The organism is Desulfotignum balticum DSM 7044 (assembly GCF_000421285.1).
GTDB classification, from domain to species: Bacteria; Desulfobacterota; Desulfobacteria; order Desulfobacterales; family Desulfobacteraceae; genus Desulfotignum; species Desulfotignum balticum.
Window position 1 is genome coordinate 60,217 of record NZ_ATWO01000002.1, and the last position, 18,563, is coordinate 78,779.

Below are 18,563 nucleotides of genomic sequence, written 5' to 3' on the forward strand. Positions count from 1 at the left end.
GGCTGCTGTATTACAAAACCCCTTTTTCTTTCCAGAATTTCTCAGCACCCGGATGAAACGGGGTGACGACGCCGGTGGGGCCGGATTCAATAGACATGCTTTTAAACGTTTTTTTCTGGGAAACCATATGGGCCAGTCCCTCGTCGGTATAGATGAGAGACAGCATCTCATAGACGGCATCGGCAGACACATCTTTGTTGGCCACCCACAGTGCGGCATCCTGAAACGAACTCACATCATAGTCCACTCCTTTATAGGTGTTGGCAGGAATGGTGACCTTGGCAAAATATGGATATTCCTTGTAAAATCCGGAAGATACTGCATCCTTGTCCAGATCGACCATGTCAATGTCATTGGTCTGGGCCGCCATCATGACCGCGCCGGTGGGATATCCCACAAACAGCCAGAATGCATCCAGCTGGTTGTTGCCGAAAGCCTGGGCCGCATCGTTATACCCCATGGCATTTCTTTCAATTTTATCCCAGATCCCCATATGGGTGAAAAACAGCTCACAGTTGGCAAATGCACCGGATCCGGCATTACCCACACCCACTTTTTTGCCTTCCAGGTCTTTGACACTTTTAATCCCTGACCCGGCTTTGACCACCAGCTGGGCCGGAGCGCCATACAGGAATGCCACAGCCATGACGTTTTCATATTTTTTGGGGTCATTTTTCATCTTGCCGTTCCGGCCCTGATACACATGGCCGGAATAGACCACGCTCATCTGCTGACGGCCGGCATCGGTTTTTCTCAAATTTTCCACAGAACCGGCGGAAGACTGGGCCTGAACCCGGATATCAGACAGTTCTTTGATGGGGTCATACACCTGGATGGCATTGGCCACCACCTGAAAGGTTCCGCCGGCAGGACCGCCGCCGAACACGATTCTTTCCTTGGCCAGCGCAGTCTGGGAACATACCATGGAAACGACTGCAATCATTCCAATGAATAAAAGATGCCTTGCTTTCATACAATCCTCCTTGAATAATACGGGTTAAAAAAACGATCACATATTTTTTTATTCATACGACTCTATCAAGGGGAAAGTAAAGGATCAATTGGAAGATTTCTGATTATGCTGTAGTAATTTTTCTTACAATCTCAGGATATCAGACAGATCACGCGTGAACAGGGTAAGCCTCAGATTCCTGGAATGTATCAAAAGAAATCAGGCGAACACCTGATCAATGCGAGAAAAAAGATGAGAAAAGCGCTGCCCGTTTCGAGAATGGGTTTTGTAATAATTCAAACAGGTTTCAACGGTTGCCACTACCTGGTCATGGGAATGAAGGCCCGGCATTTCCATGGCCAGCCGGGGATGCCGGCCCAGCCGTCCCCCCAGCAAAATGCGGAATCCGGACTGAACCGGTTCAAGGGTTCGGCCCGGGCAGACATGAACACATTGGCCGCATCTCTGGCATAAATTCATATCAATGACCGGTGTTTTATTTCCATCTGATGTGTCTGTCAACCGAATCGCCCGGTCCGGACATTTTCGGACACAGGCGTTACAGCCGGTACATGCCGCATCTCCCACCCCCGGGACCACCGCACCGATGATACCGATATCTGCGATCTGGGGGCGGGAACAGGCATTGGGGCAATCACTGAGCACAATGCGTAATTCATGATGGGGCCGGATCTTCCCGTTGGTAGATGATTTTAGAAATCCCGGAATATCCGCCTGTGTCAACAAAAAGGTCAATTTCCTTGCCAGATCCGCTGTGGATAAAGCGACATGGGGACACCCTTTGCTGCCGAAACACACAGACACATCATACCCGGTCACCGGCTTTTTTTGGCCGGTCTTTGTCATGAAAGGATCTCGCCCCGGGCGCTGATCGTTACCTGTGAAAAAGGGATATCCATGCCGCTGTTTTCCAGTGCTTTCTGAATAATATGAGGCAGTCCGGAACAACAGGGGACTTCCATGATCACGGCGGTAATGCTTTTAATGCCGGATTTTTTAAACACATCCGTCAATTTATCCACATATCCCTGGGTATCGTCAAATTTGGGACACCCGATCATCACTGCTTTGCCTGCCAGAAAATCCCTGTGAAACGACGGATAAGCCACGGGCACACAATCGGCGGCAATCACCAGGTCCGCATCTTTCAAAAACGGCGCGCCGGCCGGTACCAGGCGAATCTGAACCGGCCAGTGTCCCAGAGCGGAAGGACCGCCGGAACCGGTCACCCGGGGCTGATTGGCACAGTCGCATGACGTGTCGGAAAAGGTTTTCAAGGCTGCGGACGGGCAGCCGCCGGTCATGGCCGGTTTTCTCTGACCTGTCGATTTTTCAGCCTGGGCCTGTTGTTTGAGCAGTTCATGAACCGCTGCCTCATCAAATTCTTCGGCTTCTCTTTCCACAATATGCAATGCATCCCGGGGACATTCGCCCAGACAGGCCCCTAATCCGTCACAATACTTGTCTGAAATGACACGCGCTTTGCCGTTCACAATCTGAATGGCGCCTTCTGCACAAGACGGCACACAATTGCCGCACCCATCACATTTTTCATCATCGATTTCAATTATTTTTCTAAGTACTTTCATGATTCTGTTCCTTTATAATTATGTATCGGTTATACGCTGTGGATTATCATCCTTTTTGAATCAAAATCTGGCGAGCCAGGTCTTTTCCCGCATCCGTCAGATAAATGCCATCGATTTTCCGGGCCAGGGTGTCTGCATCGATCTGCTCTTTTCCCCGGCAGTCTTCCATATTGGCCAGAATATCCGCATCATAGACCGTTTTAAAATTAATGGTTTCCGAATTTTTGGGATGATGATGGTGTGAAATGATGTCACACACCTCGGTGATCAGCTTTTCCTTGGCTCCCAGATCTTCCAGAATTTTTCCGGCCACGGGCGGACCTTCGATGTGCTGATATTTTGCTTCGGCGGACCCATATTTTTTTTCCGCATTTTTGATGCCGATATCATGGAGATACGCGGCACAAAGCACCACCGCCAAATTGGCTTTTTCTTTTTTACCAATTTTCTCCGCATACCGGGCCACCCGCCCGGCATGGCCGATCCGTTTGAAATCCGTACCAAAATACTGTTTCATCTTCACCGCCACCCGATCTTTCAACAGATCTTCCTGCTGGGCCACAAACTCTTCCGGTAATGTGCCCAGGCATTGTTCAGCATACTTGCAATATGCCGCACACCCGAAATCCATTTTCGGATTCACAATTTTCTTGTGGCAGTGACCGCATCGCCGGGTGGCATCATCCTTGAAAAATTCCATGGGATGTCCGCATTCCGGACATTGGGTTTCAAAAATCGCGTTCTGGTCCCAGTACTGGGTATCTTGTCCCGGACATTTCATACGCCACCTTCCTTCTTATTATTGATTTGTTTATCGATTCATTCATCCGGCAATCTGCTTTACAATCTGATGCAAACCTACTATAAAACGAAATGAAATACCTTGATCTGAATCAAGGGGATCATTTATTTTTGGCGATTTTTAAAAAAGTGTCAATGGCCGCGGATCGTTAATCAAAAATACAGGAGCTGTGACCGGTATCGATATTTTAAAGACCATTCCCCTTTTTTCCGGATTGTCCGATGATCAGTTGAAAATCCTATCCAGCATTGCCGTCCGACTGACTTTCAAACGTGGAGACATGATTTTTCACGACGGTGACAAAGGCGATGGCATCTATATTGTCGAAACCGGAAAAATAAAAGTCTTCAAGCTGTCTTTGGATGGCAAAGAACAGATTCTCCATATTTTCGGCCCGGGTCACACGTTCGGAGAAGTGCCGGTATTTCAGGGCAAGAGCTTTCCCGCTTCATCCATGACCCTGGAACCCTCGGATATTATTTTTTTACCCCGAGACCGGTTTGTTGAACTGATTACCACCACTCCGGCCCTGAGCATGAACATGCTGGCCGATCTTTCCAGACGGCTGCGGGCCTTTACCATCCAGATCGAAGCGCTGAGCCTCAAGGAGGTGCCGGCCCGGCTGGCTGCATACATATTGACATTATCCAAAGAACAGAAAAACCCTGTCCGGGTCCGTCTTCCCATCTCCAAAGCCCAGCTTTCCAACCTTATCGGCACCACACCGGAAACCATCTCCAGAATGCTCAAAAAAATGGGGGATACCGGTTTGATACTAGTGCAGACAAAGACCATCGACATTCTGGACAAAGAAGGCCTGATAGAACTGTCTGAATCCGGCCGGTTACAATAACCTGTTCCCCGGAAGTAAAAACCGTTTTTTTATACTGGACTAAAATTTATTGTCATGGCATAACTGAAAAATACAGATGTTTTGATTTCCGGGGCACGGGTCACTTGGGACTGAAAAACATCGTCACAAAAAAAATCACAGATACTGGACAAAACCGTTCAGAAAAATCATTGTCACATGTCCAACAATCTTGCCAAGGAGGAAACATGGGAAAGTTATTGAGAATCAACACCAAAGAAAAAACATTCAACTTTGAAGAGACACCGGATACCTATGCCGGCTTAGGCGGAAGAGCCCTGACATCCAAAATGATTCTGGATGAGGTCCCGGCCACCTGCCATCCGTTGGGAAAAAACAACAAACTCATCTTTGCTCCCGGGGTCCTGTCCGGATCTCCGGCCGCAGATTCCGGAAGGCTTTCCGCCGGCGCCAAATCGCCGTTAACCGGCGGAATCAAGGAAAGCAACGCCGGAGGACTTGTGTCCCAGAAACTGGCAAAACTGGGAATCACCGCCCTGGTTCTGGAAGACAAACCCGAAGGCAACGATTACAGCCTGATCAAAATTGACAAAGACGGTGTTTCCATTGAATCCGCAGACGATCTGGTCAAAAAAGGCAATTATGCGGTCATGGAAACCCTGTGGAACAAATACGGTAAAAACGTCGGCGTCTTAAGTATCGGCCAGGCCGGTGAACAATGCCTGAAAGGCGCGTCCATCAACCAGGCGGACATGAACGGCCGTCCCGGACGGGCACATGGCAGAGGGGGCTTAGGTGCGGTCATGGGATCCAAAAAAATCAAGGCCATCGTGGTGGATGATTCTGGTGCGCCCCGGGTGGAAATCAAGGATCCGGATGCGTTCAAGGCCGCCAACAAACGATGGGTGGAAATGCTGAGAAACCATCCGGTCACCGGTGAAGGCCTGCCGGCTCTGGGCACGGCCGTACTGGTGAATGTCATCAACGAAGCCGGGACCCTTCCCACCAAAAACTTCAGATCCGGCCGGTTCGACCATGCCCAGGCCATTTCCGGCGAAACCATGGCGGAAACCATTGAAAAACGCAACGGCATCACCACCGAAGCCTGTCATCCCGGATGTGTGATCAAATGCTCCAATGTCTATCACGGCAAAGACGGCAATTTCCTGACCTGCGGGTTTGAGTATGAAACCATCTGGGCCTTCGGTGCCCACACCACCATCCAGGATATGGATCAAATTGCCACTCTGGATAAAATGTGTGATGATTTCGGTTTAGACACCATTGAAACCGGGGTCACCATCGGTATTGCCATGGAAGGCGGGATGATTCCCTGGGGTGACGGCCAGGCCGCCATTGACCTGCTGTCCAAAGTGGGGGAATACGCACCCGAAGGCAAAATCATCGGAAACGGGGCCTTGTTCACCGGGGACGCTTTGGGCGTGGACCGGGTTCCGGTGGTGAAAAAACAGGCGTTGCCGGCCTATGATCCCAGAACCTGCAAAGGCGTCGGCGTCACCTATGCCACCACACCCATGGGCGCGGATCATACGGCTGGATATGGCGTCACCGCCAATATTCTGAGCGTCGGCGGCACCATCGATCCCCACAAAAATGAAGGCAACATCGAACTGTCCCAGGGACTGCAGATCGCAACCGCTGCCGTGGATGCGGCCGGGCTCTGTCTGTTTGTGGCGTTTGCGGTTCTCGACAATGAAGACGGCCTGCCCACCATTGCCCAGATGCTCAATGCCCGGTACGGCCTGAACCTGACCCCGGATGATATTCTGGAACTGGGGAAATCCATTCTCAGAAATGAAAAAGAATTCAACAAAAAGGCCGGTTTTACTGAAATCGACGATCAGCTGCCGGAAATGTTTAACGAACCGGTGCCCCCGCACAATGTACCGTGGGATTTCACCATTGAAGACCTTCAGAAAACCCTGAACTTCTAAATTCAAGGTATTCTCTTCTGACTCCTGCATCAGGGCGAAAAAAATTTTCGCCCTGATGTGATTCTCTGGATTTATCCTGCCTGTTCTGGTATATCTTTCCTTCAATATTGAAAATAAGCCAGTTTTTAAATCACTTAACAAAATAAAGCCTTATTTATCATGAAACTGTTTGAATATCCTTCCGCCGACGTCCGGGCGCGTGTCCGGAACATCATTGACCGGGGCCTTGGGTTTTCCAAAGCCGATTATGACAATGTACAGGCGTTTATCGATGATGTCAGAACCCGGGGAGACGAGGCCCTGGTGGCATACACCAACCAGTTTGATTCCGGGGCCGTCACTCAGGATACGCTGAAAGTGACGGATGCCGAGTTTGAACATGCCCTGGCATCCGTGGACCCTCTATTTCTGGATTCCCTGAAACGGGCCATTGATCAGCTCACCCGGTTCCATGAAAAACAGAAGCAGAACGCATGGATCGACACCCCGAGAAACGGGGTCATTGTGGGACAGCTGGTACGTCCGGTCGGAGCTGCCGGCATTTATGTCCCGGGCGCCAAAGGCGGGAAAACCCCGCTGGTGTCCTCCGTGCTCATGGGAGGAATCCCTGCCAAAGTGGCGGGTGTGTCCACCATTGCTTTGATGACCCCGCCCATGGAAAATGGTGAAGTCAATCCCCATATTCTGGCAGCGGCGGCAAAAATGGGCATTACTTCGGTGTTCAAGGCCGGCAGTGCCTGGGCCATAGCTGCTCTGGCCTATGGTACCCGGCAGGTGCCCAAAGTGAATGTCATTGTGGGACCGGGCAATATTTATGTGACTCTGGCCAAAAAAATCGTTGCCGGCACCGTGGGCATCGACATGATCGCCGGGCCCAGTGAAATTCTCATCATTGCGGATCACACGGCCAACCCGGAATTTGTGGCTGCGGACCTGCTGTCCCAGGCCGAACATGATGCCAGAGCCTCCGCCATTCTGGTGACCGATTCCAGAAAATTGGCCGAACAGACCGCTTCCATCCTGGAACGGCAGCTCAGCGCACTGGCAAGACAGGATACGGCCCGGCAGTCCATTGACAACTTCGGTGCCATCATGCTGGTGCCGGATATCGAGACCGGTATTGATCTGTCCAATCAGCTGGCGCCGGAGCATCTCGAACTGATGGTATCTGCCCCGTTTGACTATATCGACCGGATCCAGAATGCCGGGGCCCTGTTTTTAGGACATTATACCCCGGAGCCCATGGGCGATTACATTGCCGGTCCCAATCATGTGCTGCCCACAGCCGGCACGGCCCGGTTTTCTTCGGCCCTGAGTGTGGACCATTTCATCAAAAAAACCAGCCTGATTCACTATTCAAGAACCGCCTTTGAAAATGAGGCAGAAGATGTGATCCGGCTGGCAGAGATTGAAGGATTGACCGCCCACGCCAATTCCGTGAAAATCAGAAAATAATTGACTCACAAGCGGTTTTTAAACTATATTGATCGATTGTATTAAAAATTGGCAAAAAACCCATACATGAAGACTTAAACCATGCAGACCATCCGAGGGTTCAGAGACATCCTGCCGGAACAGATCCGGCTGTGGCAGAAAGTTGAAAATCTGGCTGTTGAGCTGTTCAACGCTTATGGATACCAGGAAATCCGCATCCCGATTCTGGAAAAAACCGGGTTGTTCGCCCGGAGTATCGGAGAGACCACTGATATTGTCGAAAAAGAGATGTACACTTTTGACGACAGGAACGGGGACAAGCTGACCCTGAGGCCGGAAGCCACCGCTTCCATCTGCCGGGCATACATTCAGCACAAACTGTATGCCACGGAACCGGTGAGAAAATTTTACATGACCGGGCCTATGTTCCGGCGGGAAAGACCCCAGAAAGGACGGTACCGCCAGTTTTATCAGATCGATGCGGAAGTGTTTGGTGTGGATTCCGCCTATGTGGACTGTGAACTGATTTTTCTGCTGCACCAGTTGTTTAAACGGTTGGGGCTGACCGGACTGACCGCCCAGATCAACAGTCTGGGATGCCCGGAGTGCCGGCCGAAGTTCACCCGGGCGTTGCTGGATTTTCTGGAAGAACGAAAGCAGGATCTGTGTGAGATCTGCACCCGGCGGATGACGCGAAACCCGCTGCGGGTGCTGGACTGCAAGATACAGACCTGCCAGGCGGCCCTGATCGGTGCGCCGGCCACGGTGGATCACCTGTGTCCGGCCTGTGAAGACCATTTCAATATCGTGAAAACCACCCTGGAAAAACAGGGGGTGGATTTTTCGGTGAATAACTCGTTGGTGCGGGGCTTGGACTATTACACCCGCACGGCCTGGGAAATTCAGACCACCAGCCTGGGCGCCCAGAGCGCTGTGGCCGGGGGCGGCAGATATGACGGTCTGGTCAAACAACTGGGCGGACCCGACACCCCTGCCATTGGATTTGCCATCGGGTTTGACCGGCTGGTGGAAATCATGGAACAACTCACACCCATGCCGGCAGACCCCGGAGCGGACCTGTTCATTGTGGCGCTGGGCGATGCGGCCATGGAAACAGCCTATCACCTGTCCTGCGACCTGAACCAGGCAGGTATCAAAACCGACACGGACTTCAGGGGAAAAAGCCTGAAAGCCCTGATGAAACGGGCGGATAAACTCAATGCCCGGTATGTACTCATTGCCGGACAAACGGAACTTAACGACAATGCACTGATTCTTCGTAACATGAAAACCAAAGAACAGGTTTCCATCTCCATGGACCGGCTGGTTCCTGAAATCGAAGCTGTGTTGAAACACAAATAACCCAATTATTAAAATATAGAGGACAGACCTGGTGAGTGATTTATTAGGAAATATGAAACGAACCCATTTTTGTGCCGATCTTCGGGAAACAGACATTGACAAAACCGTGGTGCTGATGGGATGGGTCCAGCACCGCCGGGACCATGGCGGGGTCATTTTTGTGGACCTTCGGGACCGGGAAGGCATCACTCAGGTGGTCTTCAATCCGTTGATTTCACCGGCAGTCCATGAAAAAGCCCAGGAGATCCGAAGCGAATTTGTCTTAGGGATCAAAGGAAAAGTAGCAGCCCGGCCGGCAGATATGCGCAATCCCAAGATGGCCACCGGCGCCATAGAGATCCTGGTGGAAGAACTTAAAATATTTTCTAAAGCAAAAACCCCTATTTTTCTCATTGAAGACCGGGTGGAAGCCTCGGAAAACATCCGGCTTCAATACCGGTATCTGGACCTGAGACGTCCCCAGCTCAAACACAATATCCTGGCCCGTCACAAAGCCACCATGGCCATCCGAAATTATCTGGATCACAACGGATTCATCGATATTGAAACCCCTTTTTTAACCAAGTCCACACCGGAAGGGGCCCGGGATTATCTGGTTCCCTCCCGGGTCAACCCGGGTCAGTTTTATGCCCTGCCCCAATCGCCGCAACTGTTCAAACAGCTGCTCATGATCAGCGGTTTCGACCGGTATTACCAGATCGTCAAATGTTTCAGAGATGAAGACCTGCGGGCGGATCGTCAACCGGAGTTCACCCAGATCGACATGGAACTGTCTTTTGTGAATGAAGAACAGATCATGGAAATGGCTGAAGGGCTGATTACGGCTATTTTTAAACACGTGTTGAATTTGGACCTGAAAACTCCTTTTCCCAGGCTCACCCATGCCCAGGCCATGGATCGTTTCGGCCTGGACCGGCCGGATCTGCGGTTTGATCTGGAGCTGGTGAATGTTTCCGATATCGTTGAACACACCGGATTCAAACTGTTTTCCAGCGTGGTCAAAAGCAACGGTCTGGTCAAGGCCATCAATGCCAAAGGCTGCGCATCCTTTACCCGAAAACAGATTGACGATCTCACGGAATTTGCCGCTGTGTACCGGGCAAAAGGGCTGGCCTGGATCAAGATCAAGGAGGACCAGTGGCAGTCACCCATTGCCAAATTTTTCACAGATGATGAAAAACAGGCCCTGACAGACCGTCTGGATCTGGAACCGGGAGATATTGTATTTTTTGTGGCAGACCAGCCGGTCATTGCCAACGAAGCCCTGGGTCAGTTAAGAAATGAGCTGGCCCGGCGTCTGAACCTGATTCCGGAAGATCAATATTCCTTCACCTGGGTGACCGATTTCCCGCTGATGGAATACGATGAAACAGAAAAACGCTACCAGGCCCTGCACCACCCGTTTACCGCTCCCAGTGAAACAGACATTCCCAAACTGGACACGGCCCCTCTTGAAGTCAACTCCCGGGCCTATGACCTGGTGCTCAACGGCATTGAAATCGGCGGCGGCAGCATTCGTATCCATGATACAGCGCTCCAGGAAAAGGTATTGAGCTGTCTGGGCATATCAGAGGAACAGGCCCGGGAAAAATTCGGATTTCTGTTGGATGCCCTGGATTCCGGTGCCCCTCCCCACGGGGGGATCGCTTTTGGCCTGGACCGGCTGATCATGCTTTTATGCCGGGAAGAGTCCATCCGGAATGTCATTGCATTCCCCAAAACCCAGAAAGCCACCTGTCCCTTGACCGAAGCGCCTTCCACCGCGTCACCGGCTCAGCTGCTGGAACTGGGCATCCGTACAACCCATGTCGGGGAATGACCCGTTTTTCCATTTAAAAGAACGCCCGCCGGGAAATATATTTCCCGGCGGGCAAATAAAACAAAGATACAAAAAAAATTACGCCCGTTTTCGTTTGACATGAAGGATGGGGGTGTTGAACACCAGGGCCGACACATCGTCATCCCGCTTGACTTTCAACTCCAATGCGTCTTTGTCAATCTCGAAATATTTTGAAATCACATCCACAATATCCTGCTGAAGATCTGTCAAGGTGGTATCGTTGACCTCGAGTTTATCATAAATCAAAGAAAATTGGAGACGTTTTTTGGCGGCATCCTTACTGTTTTTTTTACCGGTGAACCGTTTCAATAATCCGCTGAGCATGCGACTTCTCCTTCTTATTTTAACCCGAAAGTCTTGCTTATTTTTTGCCACATACTGGTTTTATAGACGGGCATTTCAATGGGCAGATCTTCTTCTCCGTTCAATCGCCTGGCAATCCGCCGGAATGCAGCCCCGGCTTTTGAATCATTTTGCAGTACCAGCGGGGCCCCGGTATTGGAAGAAATCAACACTTTTTCATCCATGGGAACCAGCCCCACAAGGTCGATGGACAGCACTTCCATCACATCATCATGGCTGAGCATTTCTCCACGCGTCACCCGGGCCGGCTCGATGCGGTTGACGATCAGCCTGGGATTCAATGACCGGGCATACAGCAATCCGATCACCCGGTCCGCATCCCTGACCGCGGACACATCCGGCGTACAGATCACCAGAGCTTCATCCGCTGCCACCACGGAATTTTCAAACCCCCGTTCAATTCCGGCGGGTGAATCCATGATAATATAATCAAACCGGGACCGCAGCTGCTTGGCGACCCGTTCCACGCCTGCCGTGGTCAGTACATCTTTGTTATCACTCTGGGAAGCGGGAATCAGAAACAGGTTTTCAATCCGTCTGTCCCTGATGGCTGCCTGTTCCACTTTGCAGCGGTCCAGGACCACGTCCACAATATTGAAAACGATCCGGTTTTCCAACCCCATGACCACATCCAGGTTCCGCAGTCCGATATCCATATCCACGATAGCCACCCGATTTCCTTCAAGGGCCAGGGCAGCGCCGATGGAAGATGTGGCAGTGGTCTTTCCCACACCGCCTTTTCCGGATGTGACAACAATGATTTTACCTTGCAAATCAACACCTCAACTGTTTAAAGTATAAATTAAACGACCGCCGGCCAGGGCATTTTCCGGAACGGATTTGTTTTCATATAATCTTGTACCAGAATACCGCCATCCCTGATACTGGCGAATACCGGCACGGTATGACAGGATTGTTCACTGCCGGTGACCGTGACTGCGGCAATCTTTATCACTGTGGGTTCAAAGGCAAGGGCGAACACAATGGCATCCTCATTTTCCGGATTGCCTGCGTGCACTTTTCCTGCCAGTCGTCCTAAAACAATAATATCTTTACCGGCAATAATTTCAGCTCCCGGATTCACATCTCCGTAAATCACCACATGCCGGGCGGTTTCAATTTTCTGACCGGAACGGACCCTGCCTCTGAGCATCAGAACATCGCTGCGATGATGGTTCCACCCCCTGGAAAGGTCCCGCTGACGGATTCTTTGGGTAGGAGAAGATGGTTTCTGGGGAGAGGTTGTTACCCGTCCCACCTCGAATTTTTCAATGAGTCTGGTTTTAATCAGGAAAAAAAAATCTTCCTGACCCTGGGCATCTCCCATGTCTATGACGACACTGGCATTGACCGCCAGATGTTTCAATTTTTCAAACAGCTTATCTAATTCAGCGATCAGCTCAACTTTGGGACGGGAAATATCCAGGGTAACCCATAACCCGCCACCAACGCCCTTCAGTTTAACAGGTGCCGCGTTTTCAAAATTTATCATGATATCGGTTCAGTAATGCCTTTTTCTCCTGCTTAAATATTGAGCAAATATATAAGAGATCCATTATATCCTGTCAAGGAATGAATCCCTAATCGTGTTTTTACGCAAATTTAAAACCCGGAATGAAAAAGCAAACTTTTTCCATTGACACCGGCACAACAAAGCCTATAATACGCAAACACAGGGCGTTCTTTTGTATAGAAACAACCGGCGGGTTGTATTTTATATTGCCCTCCTTTGTAAATGCTGGTAAAACGCCTAAAGTTGGAGGTCATGCCATGTTAATCGTAATGAAAAAAAATGCAACGGATCATCAAATCCAGGTTGTTGTTGCGGCGGTTGAGAAAAAAGGGTATACTGCCAGACCTATTCCCGGAGGAGACCGGGTTTCCATCGGAATCCTGTATAACAGCGGCTCTGTGGACGCCGGCCACTTTCTGGGGTTCGATGGTGTAAAGGAGGTCATTCCGGTGACAAAACCCTATAAACTTGTCAGCCGGGAATTCAGACAGGAAAACACCCAGATCTGCGTCGGGGAAGCGGTTTTCGGCAACGGCACCATGCCTGTCATTGCCGGTCCCTGTGCGGTTGAATCCCTGGATCAGGTGCTGGCCATTGCCAAAGCCGTAAAAAAAGCGGGCGCCAAACTGTTCAGGGGCGGGGCGTTCAAACCTCGAACTTCTCCTTATTCTTTTCAGGGATTAGGGCAGCAGGGACTGGAATATTTAACCCGTGTCAGAGAAGAAACCGGACTGCCCGTGGTAACCGAGGTGATGGATGTGGAAACATTTGACATGGTGGAAGCCAGTGCGGATATCATCCAGATCGGCACAAGAAACATGCAGAACTTCACACTGTTGCGGCGGGCGGGAAAAGCGAAAAAACCGATTATTCTGAAGCGGGGCATGTCTGCCATGCTTCAGGAATGGCTCATGGCGGCGGAATATATCATGGAAGAAGGAAACGCAAACGTGATTCTGTGCGAGCGCGGGGTCCGGACGTTTGTTCGACACAGCAGAAACACGCTGGATCTGTCCGTGGTACCGGCAGTGAAAAAAGAAAGCCATTTGCCCGTTATCGTGGACCCCAGTCACGCAGCCGGTGTCAGAGACCTGGTCATTCCCCTTGCCTGTGCTTCTGCAGCACTCGGAGCAGACGGCCTGATGATAGAGGTTCATAATCATCCGGAAGAAGCCTTGAGTGACGGTGGCCAGTCGCTGTATCCGGACCAGTTTGAACAAACCATGAAAAAACTGACCGATATCCGTACCGTGATTGAATCCTCGTGATAAAGACGTATCATATCTCAGGCCAGCAAGGTGCTTCAGCGATTCATGTGGGCGCGCATTTGTCCGATATTGCCGCTTATCTTCCGGATCAGCCCCTGGTGATCATCACTGATCACAACATCAAGGCACATTATGCCCATGCTTTTCCTGAGGCACCCGTGATATGCATCGGTACCGGAGAAAAGATCAAAACCCTGACCACGGTGGCGTTCATCCTGGATCAGCTCATGGAACTGGGGTGTGATCGATCGGTTTTCATCTTAGGCATCGGCGGTGGTATTGTCTGCGATATCACAGGTTTTGTCGCATCTGTTTTCATGCGGGGGGTGGCCTTTGGATTTGTCTCCACCTCTTTGCTGTCACAGGTCGATGCCAGTGTCGGGGGAAAAAACGGGGTAAATGTGTCTGATTACAAAAACATGGCCGGTGTATTCAATCAGCCCCGGTTTGTGATCTGCGACCCGGCAATGCTCACCACGTTGCCGGCACCTGAAATTTCCAATGGCCTTGCCGAAATTGTCAAACATGCGCTGATTGCGGATACTGACATGCTGACTTTTCTGGAAAAAAATCAAAAAAAAGCGCTGGCCCTGGATCCGGAAATCATTTTTCACCTGATATCCCGTTGCGTGGCCATCAAAGCCCGGGTGGTGCAGGAGGATGAAAAAGAATCCGGGGCCCGACGAAAGCTGAACTTCGGCCATACCTTAGGCCATGCCATTGAAAAACTGGACCCATCGGGACACGGCAAAGCGGTCTCCCGGGGCATGGTTGCTGCCGCGCGGTTTTCATATGATAAAAAACAGCTTTGTGTCCGGGATACCGACCGAATCATTCGCCTGCTCCAGGGATTGGGACTGCCCACTGATCTGAATTATGCGGCGGATAAAATCGATAGTGCCGTCAAACAGGATAAAAAAAAACAGGGAGACGGTTTGTTTTTTGTTTTTTTAGAAGCCCTCGGATCCGCCCGGGTGGAAAAAATTCATTTCAATGAGATCACCGCCTTTATCCAAGAAAACTTTGTCTCTTGATCCACACCAGAATCTATGAATAATTTCAGTTTTTTCTTGACAATTGATTATTAATCCTATTTAATTATTTAGATGAATAAAACAAAGGAAATCAATGTGGACCGGTTCACACAGTTATGTAAAGCCCATGGGCTCAAGGTCACGCCTCAGCGGGTTGCCGTTTACAAGGCACTCAAAAAGGCAACCGATCACCCCTGTGCAGATAAAATCCATAAACAGCTTCTCACGGATTTTCCAAACATCTCATTGGATACGGTGAACCGCACCCTGCTCACCTTTGCCAGAATACGTATTATCGATGTCGTGGAAGGACAGGGAGATCCCAGGCGGTTTGATCCCAACCTGGATGAACATCACCATTTTTACTGTCTGTCTTGCAACACCATCATTGATTTCCATGCTCCGGAACTGAAACACATTCAACTGCCGGATGACATCACCCGTTCATTCACAATCACCGGAAAACGGCTCTGCCTGACCGGATATTGTGCCCGATGCCGAAACCATGCCCCCGACAAGGTTACGGCGGTTGGATAACATCTTAATTTTTTAGAACCATTTTCAAGGAGAAAAAAATGAGCTCATTAAAAGGAACCCAGACTGAAAAGAATCTTTTAACCGCTTTTTCCGGTGAATCTCAAGCCAGAAACCGGTACACCTATTTTGCCAGTGCCGCCAAAAAAGAAGGATATGTTCAAATTTCAGACATTTTCACGGAAACCGCCAACCAGGAAAAAGAGCATGCCAAAAGATTGTTCAAATTCCTGGAAGGGGGGGAAGTTGAAATCGCTGCTGCGTTTCCGGCAGGTGTCATCGGCACCACGCTTGAAAACCTCTATGCTGCGGCTGAAGGCGAGGCGTACGAATGGAATGAAATGTATCCGGAATTTGCCGCCACTGCCAGAAAAGAAGGATTTGATGCAATTGCCGCCGTGTTTGAAGCCATCGCTGTTGCGGAAAAACAGCATGACAAACGGTATAAGGACCTGGCAGCCAATATTGAAGCCGGCAAAGTTTTTAAAAAAGACACACCGGTCACCTGGCGGTGTCGCAACTGCGGGTATCTGCATGAAGGCGCTGAAGCTCCGGACATGTGCCCGGCATGTGCCCATGAAAAAGCCCATTTTGAGGTACTGGGAGAAAACTGGTAATTTCCATTTACCGAACCTGCGGATTTTGATACCTTGATTGATCTTGACAAACCAGGCCCCGGCCCTGTTGCCACAGGGTTTCGGGGCCTGAATTTTTCCCCCCGATGAGAAACCGGACGACAAATGTCACACCCACCCATTCACTATTTGACAAATATCCCTGGGGCACCTATATTTACCCATATTGTGCATGATTGATTCATGCACGGTTTTTTGTTAACCCATTAACAATAATTAGGACACAATTATGACCGATAAAATCATTGAAATTGACGACGATGGATTTGAAGAAAAAGTGTTGAACTCTGAAAAACCAGTCATGGTCGATTTCTGGGCACCCTGGTGCGGCCCCTGCAAAGCCATCGCACCCACAGTTGAGGCATTGGAAAAAACCTATGGGGATCAGATGACGTTCGCCAAAATCAATGTGGATGAAAATCCTCTCAGCCCCAGCAAATATGGGGTTCAGGCGATCCCCACCCTGATTTTTTTCAAAAATGGTGAAATCGCGGATCAGATCACCGGAATGGTTGCCAAGGAAAAACTGGAACAAACCATCAAGAAGGTCCTGTAAGGAGATCATGGCATGAGCGCTTTCGATTATGATCTTGTAATTATCGGTGCCGGTCCGGCCGGACTTACCGCCGGACTTTATGCGGCCAGAGCCAGATTGAATGTGCTGCTCCTAGAAAAAGCCGTTCCCGGAGGACAGATCATTGTCACGGACTGGATTGAAAACTATCCCGGCTTTCCCGAAGGAATCAGCGGGTTTGATCTGGCTGAAAAGATGAAAATTCAGGCCGAAGCATTCGGCCTGAAAATAGATACGGCTGAAGTGCATTCTCTGGCTTTGACACCGGATGTCAAGGAAGTGGTGCTTCAGGACAAACGGATCAAAGCCAAAAGCCTGATTATTGCATCGGGCGCATCTCCTAAAAAACTGGGCATCGGTGAAGACCGGTATATGGGCAAAGGCATTTCTTTTTGCGCCACCTGCGACGCCCCTTTTTTCAAGGAAAAAACCGTGGTGGCGGTCGGGGGTGGAGACACAGCCGTACAGGAAGCGATTTACCTGACAAAATTTGTTAAAAAAGTATATCTGCTCCATCGCCGGGACGAATTGCGGGCCACCAAAATTCTTCAGGAAAGAGCTTTTGCCAACGATAAAATCGAAATTCTCTGGGATACGGTTGCCACCGGTGTAGACGGATTTTTCGGTATTGAAGGCGTGCATGTGAAAAACGTCAAAACCGGCGAGGAAAAAACATTAAAAGCCGATGGGTGTTTTATCTGGGTGGGGACACTTCCCAACACGGACTTTTTAAAAGATGCGGTAGACACTGATGCCTATGGTTTTATCCGAACCGATGCCAAAATGCAGACCAGCGTTTCCGGGGTTTTTGCTGTCGGTGATGTGAGAGACACCCCATTACGGCAGGTGTCCACTGCTGTGGGCGATGGTGCCATAGCAGCTGTTTCCGCTGAACATTATCTTGAGAACATAATCAAATGAGAACCATAATCTGTCTGATATGTCTGGCTTTTCTGGTGTCTGGATGCGCTTTGTTCGACAGTTCCCGGCGAATGGAAAAAACCGCGGATCAACTGGCGGCCGACGGCGCTTCTGCATTCATGAACGAAAAGTACAGAGCAGCGATTACCGAATATACGGATCTGAAAGACTGGTATCCGTTTTCCCGATATGCCATTCTGGCGGAGTTGAAAATTGCCGATGCCCATTTTCAACTCAAAGAATATGATCAGGCCATCGCTGCCTATGATCAATTCGAAAGAATGCACCCCAGAAATGAAGCCGTTCCTTATGTCATCAATCAAATCGGCCTGTGCTGGTTCAATCAGATGGATACGGTGGACAGGGACATTACTCCGGCAAAGAATGCCATGGCTCAGTTCAAACGGCTCATGGAGCAGTTTCCGGACAGTGAATACGCTCAGGAAGCACCGGAACGTATCCAGGCCGGCATCGACAAGATTGCCGGTCATGAACTGTACGTGGCAAAATTCTACATGAAAACCGGACAGTATCACGCAGGATTGAAACGGCTTGAATACATTGTGGAATTCTATCCCGGGACGGAGCAGAGTGAAACCGCATTGAACCTGATTCCGGAATGTGCGGCCCTGGCAGAAGATACAGAAAAAGAGTAATTTTATCTTTACTTTTTTTTTTTGCCGGTGTATAAATTTCAGGTTTTAGTTTTGATTAAATCAATTTTGGGAGTGTAGATAAAATGTCAAAAGAATGTGCTATTTGCGGCAAAAAACCGATGGTTGGCAATAATGTCAGTCATGCCCACAACTTAAATAAACGGCGTTTCAATCCCAACCTGCAGCGGGTTCGTGCACTTATCAAACCCGGGTGTGTCAAAAAAATCGATGTGTGCACCCGTTGCATCAAAGCCGGAAAAGTGACAAAGGCTGCCTGA

The 18,563-nt window shown here is 49.9% G+C and carries 20 protein-coding genes; 13 read left to right on the top strand and 7 right to left on the bottom strand.

Features of this window, described 5'->3' with window-relative positions; genetic code table 11:
* Nucleotides 1-10 precede the first annotated feature (10 nt).
* The 4 genes from K365_RS0124310 to K365_RS0124325 all read right to left on the bottom strand — a co-directional run bounded on the left by K365_RS0124310 (nucleotide 11) and on the right by K365_RS0124325 (nucleotide 3,343).
* Nucleotides 11-973 carry a TAXI family TRAP transporter solute-binding subunit gene (locus K365_RS0124310; protein ID WP_024336718.1) on the bottom strand — a complete coding sequence of 321 codons (963 nt, stop codon included), beginning with the start codon at nucleotides 971-973 and terminating at the stop codon, nucleotides 11-13.
* A 198-nt stretch (nucleotides 974-1,171) separates the two neighbouring features.
* Nucleotides 1,172-1,819, bottom strand: coding sequence for a 4Fe-4S binding protein (locus K365_RS0124315; RefSeq protein ID WP_024336719.1), 648 nt, complete (start codon nucleotides 1,817-1,819; stop codon nucleotides 1,172-1,174).
* Nucleotides 1,816-2,562, bottom strand: a complete 747-nt coding sequence (locus K365_RS0124320; protein WP_024336720.1) for an ATP-binding protein — start codon at nucleotides 2,560-2,562, stop codon at nucleotides 1,816-1,818. Before K365_RS0124320 ends, K365_RS0124315 begins: the two co-directional genes overlap by 4 nt.
* Before the next feature lie 46 nt (nucleotides 2,563-2,608).
* Entirely contained in the window at nucleotides 2,609-3,343 is a 735-nt protein-coding gene (locus K365_RS0124325; protein ID WP_006966852.1) for an HD domain-containing protein, read from the bottom strand.
* A gap of 190 nt (nucleotides 3,344-3,533) precedes the next feature.
* On the opposite strand from K365_RS0124325, the gene K365_RS0124330 reads away from it, so the two are divergent.
* The 5 genes from K365_RS0124330 to aspS all read left to right on the top strand — a co-directional run bounded on the left by K365_RS0124330 (nucleotide 3,534) and on the right by aspS (nucleotide 10,766).
* Nucleotides 3,534-4,217, top strand: a complete 684-nt coding sequence (locus tag K365_RS0124330; RefSeq protein ID WP_006966853.1) for a Crp/Fnr family transcriptional regulator — start codon at nucleotides 3,534-3,536, stop codon at nucleotides 4,215-4,217.
* Nucleotides 4,218-4,423: 206 nt separating this feature from the next.
* A complete protein-coding gene (locus K365_RS0124335; RefSeq protein ID WP_024336721.1) occupies nucleotides 4,424-6,151 on the top strand; it encodes an aldehyde ferredoxin oxidoreductase family protein in 1,728 nt (575 codons plus the stop codon).
* A 159-nt stretch (nucleotides 6,152-6,310) separates the two neighbouring features.
* Nucleotides 6,311-7,606 carry a histidinol dehydrogenase gene (gene hisD / locus K365_RS0124340; protein WP_024336722.1) on the top strand — a complete coding sequence of 432 codons (1,296 nt, stop codon included), beginning with the start codon at nucleotides 6,311-6,313 and terminating at the stop codon, nucleotides 7,604-7,606.
* An 81-nt stretch (nucleotides 7,607-7,687) separates the two neighbouring features.
* Nucleotides 7,688-8,947: a histidine--tRNA ligase gene (gene hisS, locus K365_RS0124345; RefSeq protein WP_006966856.1), complete on the top strand. Its 1,260-nt coding sequence runs from the start codon at nucleotides 7,688-7,690 to the stop codon at nucleotides 8,945-8,947.
* Nucleotides 8,948-8,978: 31 nt separating this feature from the next.
* Nucleotides 8,979-10,766 (top strand): aspartate--tRNA ligase, encoded by a 1,788-nt coding sequence (gene aspS, locus K365_RS0124350; protein WP_024336723.1) that lies wholly within the window; start codon nucleotides 8,979-8,981, stop codon nucleotides 10,764-10,766.
* A gap of 78 nt (nucleotides 10,767-10,844) precedes the next feature.
* On the opposite strand, the gene minE is transcribed toward aspS, so the two are convergent.
* The 3 genes from minE to K365_RS0124365 are packed head-to-tail and all read right to left on the bottom strand — an operon-like array spanning nucleotide 10,845 to nucleotide 12,642.
* Nucleotides 10,845-11,111 (bottom strand): cell division topological specificity factor MinE, encoded by a 267-nt coding sequence (gene minE, locus K365_RS0124355; RefSeq protein WP_006966858.1) that lies wholly within the window; start codon nucleotides 11,109-11,111, stop codon nucleotides 10,845-10,847.
* A gap of 14 nt (nucleotides 11,112-11,125) precedes the next feature.
* Entirely contained in the window at nucleotides 11,126-11,923 is a 798-nt protein-coding gene (gene minD, locus K365_RS0124360) for a septum site-determining protein MinD (protein WP_024336724.1), read from the bottom strand.
* A 29-nt stretch (nucleotides 11,924-11,952) separates the two neighbouring features.
* Nucleotides 11,953-12,642 (bottom strand): septum site-determining protein MinC, encoded by a 690-nt coding sequence (locus tag K365_RS0124365; protein ID WP_006966860.1) that lies wholly within the window; start codon nucleotides 12,640-12,642, stop codon nucleotides 11,953-11,955.
* A gap of 278 nt (nucleotides 12,643-12,920) precedes the next feature.
* Here K365_RS0124365 and aroF point away from each other — a divergent pair, with 278 nt between their 5' ends.
* The 8 genes from aroF (at nucleotide 12,921) to rpmB (ending at nucleotide 18,563) form a co-directional block, all read left to right on the top strand.
* The gene (gene aroF / locus K365_RS0124370) at nucleotides 12,921-13,931 is read left to right on the top strand and encodes a 3-deoxy-7-phosphoheptulonate synthase (RefSeq protein ID WP_006966861.1); all 1,011 of its coding nucleotides are present in this window, start codon (nucleotides 12,921-12,923) and stop codon (nucleotides 13,929-13,931) included.
* Entirely contained in the window at nucleotides 13,928-14,965 is a 1,038-nt protein-coding gene (aroB, locus tag K365_RS0124375) for a 3-dehydroquinate synthase (protein ID WP_006966862.1), read from the top strand. Before aroF ends, aroB begins: the two co-directional genes overlap by 4 nt.
* Nucleotides 14,966-15,061: 96 nt before the next feature.
* Complete coding sequence (locus K365_RS0124380) at nucleotides 15,062-15,502, top strand: Fur family transcriptional regulator (protein ID WP_006966863.1); 441 nt, start codon at nucleotides 15,062-15,064, stop codon at nucleotides 15,500-15,502.
* A gap of 38 nt (nucleotides 15,503-15,540) precedes the next feature.
* Nucleotides 15,541-16,116, top strand: coding sequence for a rubrerythrin (rbr, locus tag K365_RS0124385; RefSeq protein ID WP_006966864.1), 576 nt, complete (start codon nucleotides 15,541-15,543; stop codon nucleotides 16,114-16,116).
* A 247-nt stretch (nucleotides 16,117-16,363) separates the two neighbouring features.
* Nucleotides 16,364-16,690, top strand: coding sequence for a thioredoxin (trxA, locus tag K365_RS0124390; RefSeq protein ID WP_006966865.1), 327 nt, complete (start codon nucleotides 16,364-16,366; stop codon nucleotides 16,688-16,690).
* 12 nt (nucleotides 16,691-16,702) lie between these two features.
* Nucleotides 16,703-17,629, top strand: a complete 927-nt coding sequence (trxB, locus tag K365_RS0124395; protein ID WP_006966866.1) for a thioredoxin-disulfide reductase — start codon at nucleotides 16,703-16,705, stop codon at nucleotides 17,627-17,629.
* Nucleotides 17,626-18,285: an outer membrane protein assembly factor BamD gene (locus K365_RS0124400; RefSeq protein WP_024336725.1), complete on the top strand. Its 660-nt coding sequence runs from the start codon at nucleotides 17,626-17,628 to the stop codon at nucleotides 18,283-18,285. The genes trxB and K365_RS0124400 overlap by 4 nt, the downstream gene beginning before the upstream one ends.
* Nucleotides 18,286-18,368: 83 nt before the next feature.
* Entirely contained in the window at nucleotides 18,369-18,563 is a 195-nt protein-coding gene (gene rpmB / locus K365_RS0124405; RefSeq protein ID WP_006966868.1) for a 50S ribosomal protein L28, read from the top strand.

Excerpts from the sequence above, each read along its gene's own strand:
- rbr (WP_006966864.1), top strand. The coding sequence starts at position 15,541 with ATGAGCTCATTAAAAGGAACCCAGACTGAAAAGAATCTTTTAACCGCT.
- K365_RS0124335 (WP_024336721.1), top strand. The coding sequence starts at position 4,424 with ATGGGAAAGTTATTGAGAATCAACACCAAAGAAAAAACATTCAACTTT.
- K365_RS0124400 (WP_024336725.1), top strand. The coding sequence starts at position 17,626 with ATGAGAACCATAATCTGTCTGATATGTCTGGCTTTTCTGGTGTCTGGA.
- hisS (WP_006966856.1), top strand. The coding sequence starts at position 7,688 with ATGCAGACCATCCGAGGGTTCAGAGACATCCTGCCGGAACAGATCCGG.
- K365_RS0124325 (WP_006966852.1), bottom strand. The coding sequence starts at position 3,343 with ATGAAATGTCCGGGACAAGATACCCAGTACTGGGACCAGAACGCGATT.
- hisD (WP_024336722.1), top strand. The coding sequence starts at position 6,311 with ATGAAACTGTTTGAATATCCTTCCGCCGACGTCCGGGCGCGTGTCCGG.
- K365_RS0124320 (WP_024336720.1), bottom strand. The coding sequence starts at position 2,562 with ATGAAAGTACTTAGAAAAATAATTGAAATCGATGATGAAAAATGTGAT.
- trxB (WP_006966866.1), top strand. The coding sequence starts at position 16,703 with ATGAGCGCTTTCGATTATGATCTTGTAATTATCGGTGCCGGTCCGGCC.
- minE (WP_006966858.1), bottom strand. The coding sequence starts at position 11,111 with ATGCTCAGCGGATTATTGAAACGGTTCACCGGTAAAAAAAACAGTAAG.
- aroF (WP_006966861.1), top strand. The coding sequence starts at position 12,921 with ATGTTAATCGTAATGAAAAAAAATGCAACGGATCATCAAATCCAGGTT.
- K365_RS0124315 (WP_024336719.1), bottom strand. The coding sequence starts at position 1,819 with ATGACAAAGACCGGCCAAAAAAAGCCGGTGACCGGGTATGATGTGTCT.
- trxA (WP_006966865.1), top strand. The coding sequence starts at position 16,364 with ATGACCGATAAAATCATTGAAATTGACGACGATGGATTTGAAGAAAAA.
- K365_RS0124365 (WP_006966860.1), bottom strand. The coding sequence starts at position 12,642 with ATGATAAATTTTGAAAACGCGGCACCTGTTAAACTGAAGGGCGTTGGT.
- rpmB (WP_006966868.1), top strand. The coding sequence starts at position 18,369 with ATGTCAAAAGAATGTGCTATTTGCGGCAAAAAACCGATGGTTGGCAAT.
- K365_RS0124310 (WP_024336718.1), bottom strand. The coding sequence starts at position 973 with ATGAAAGCAAGGCATCTTTTATTCATTGGAATGATTGCAGTCGTTTCC.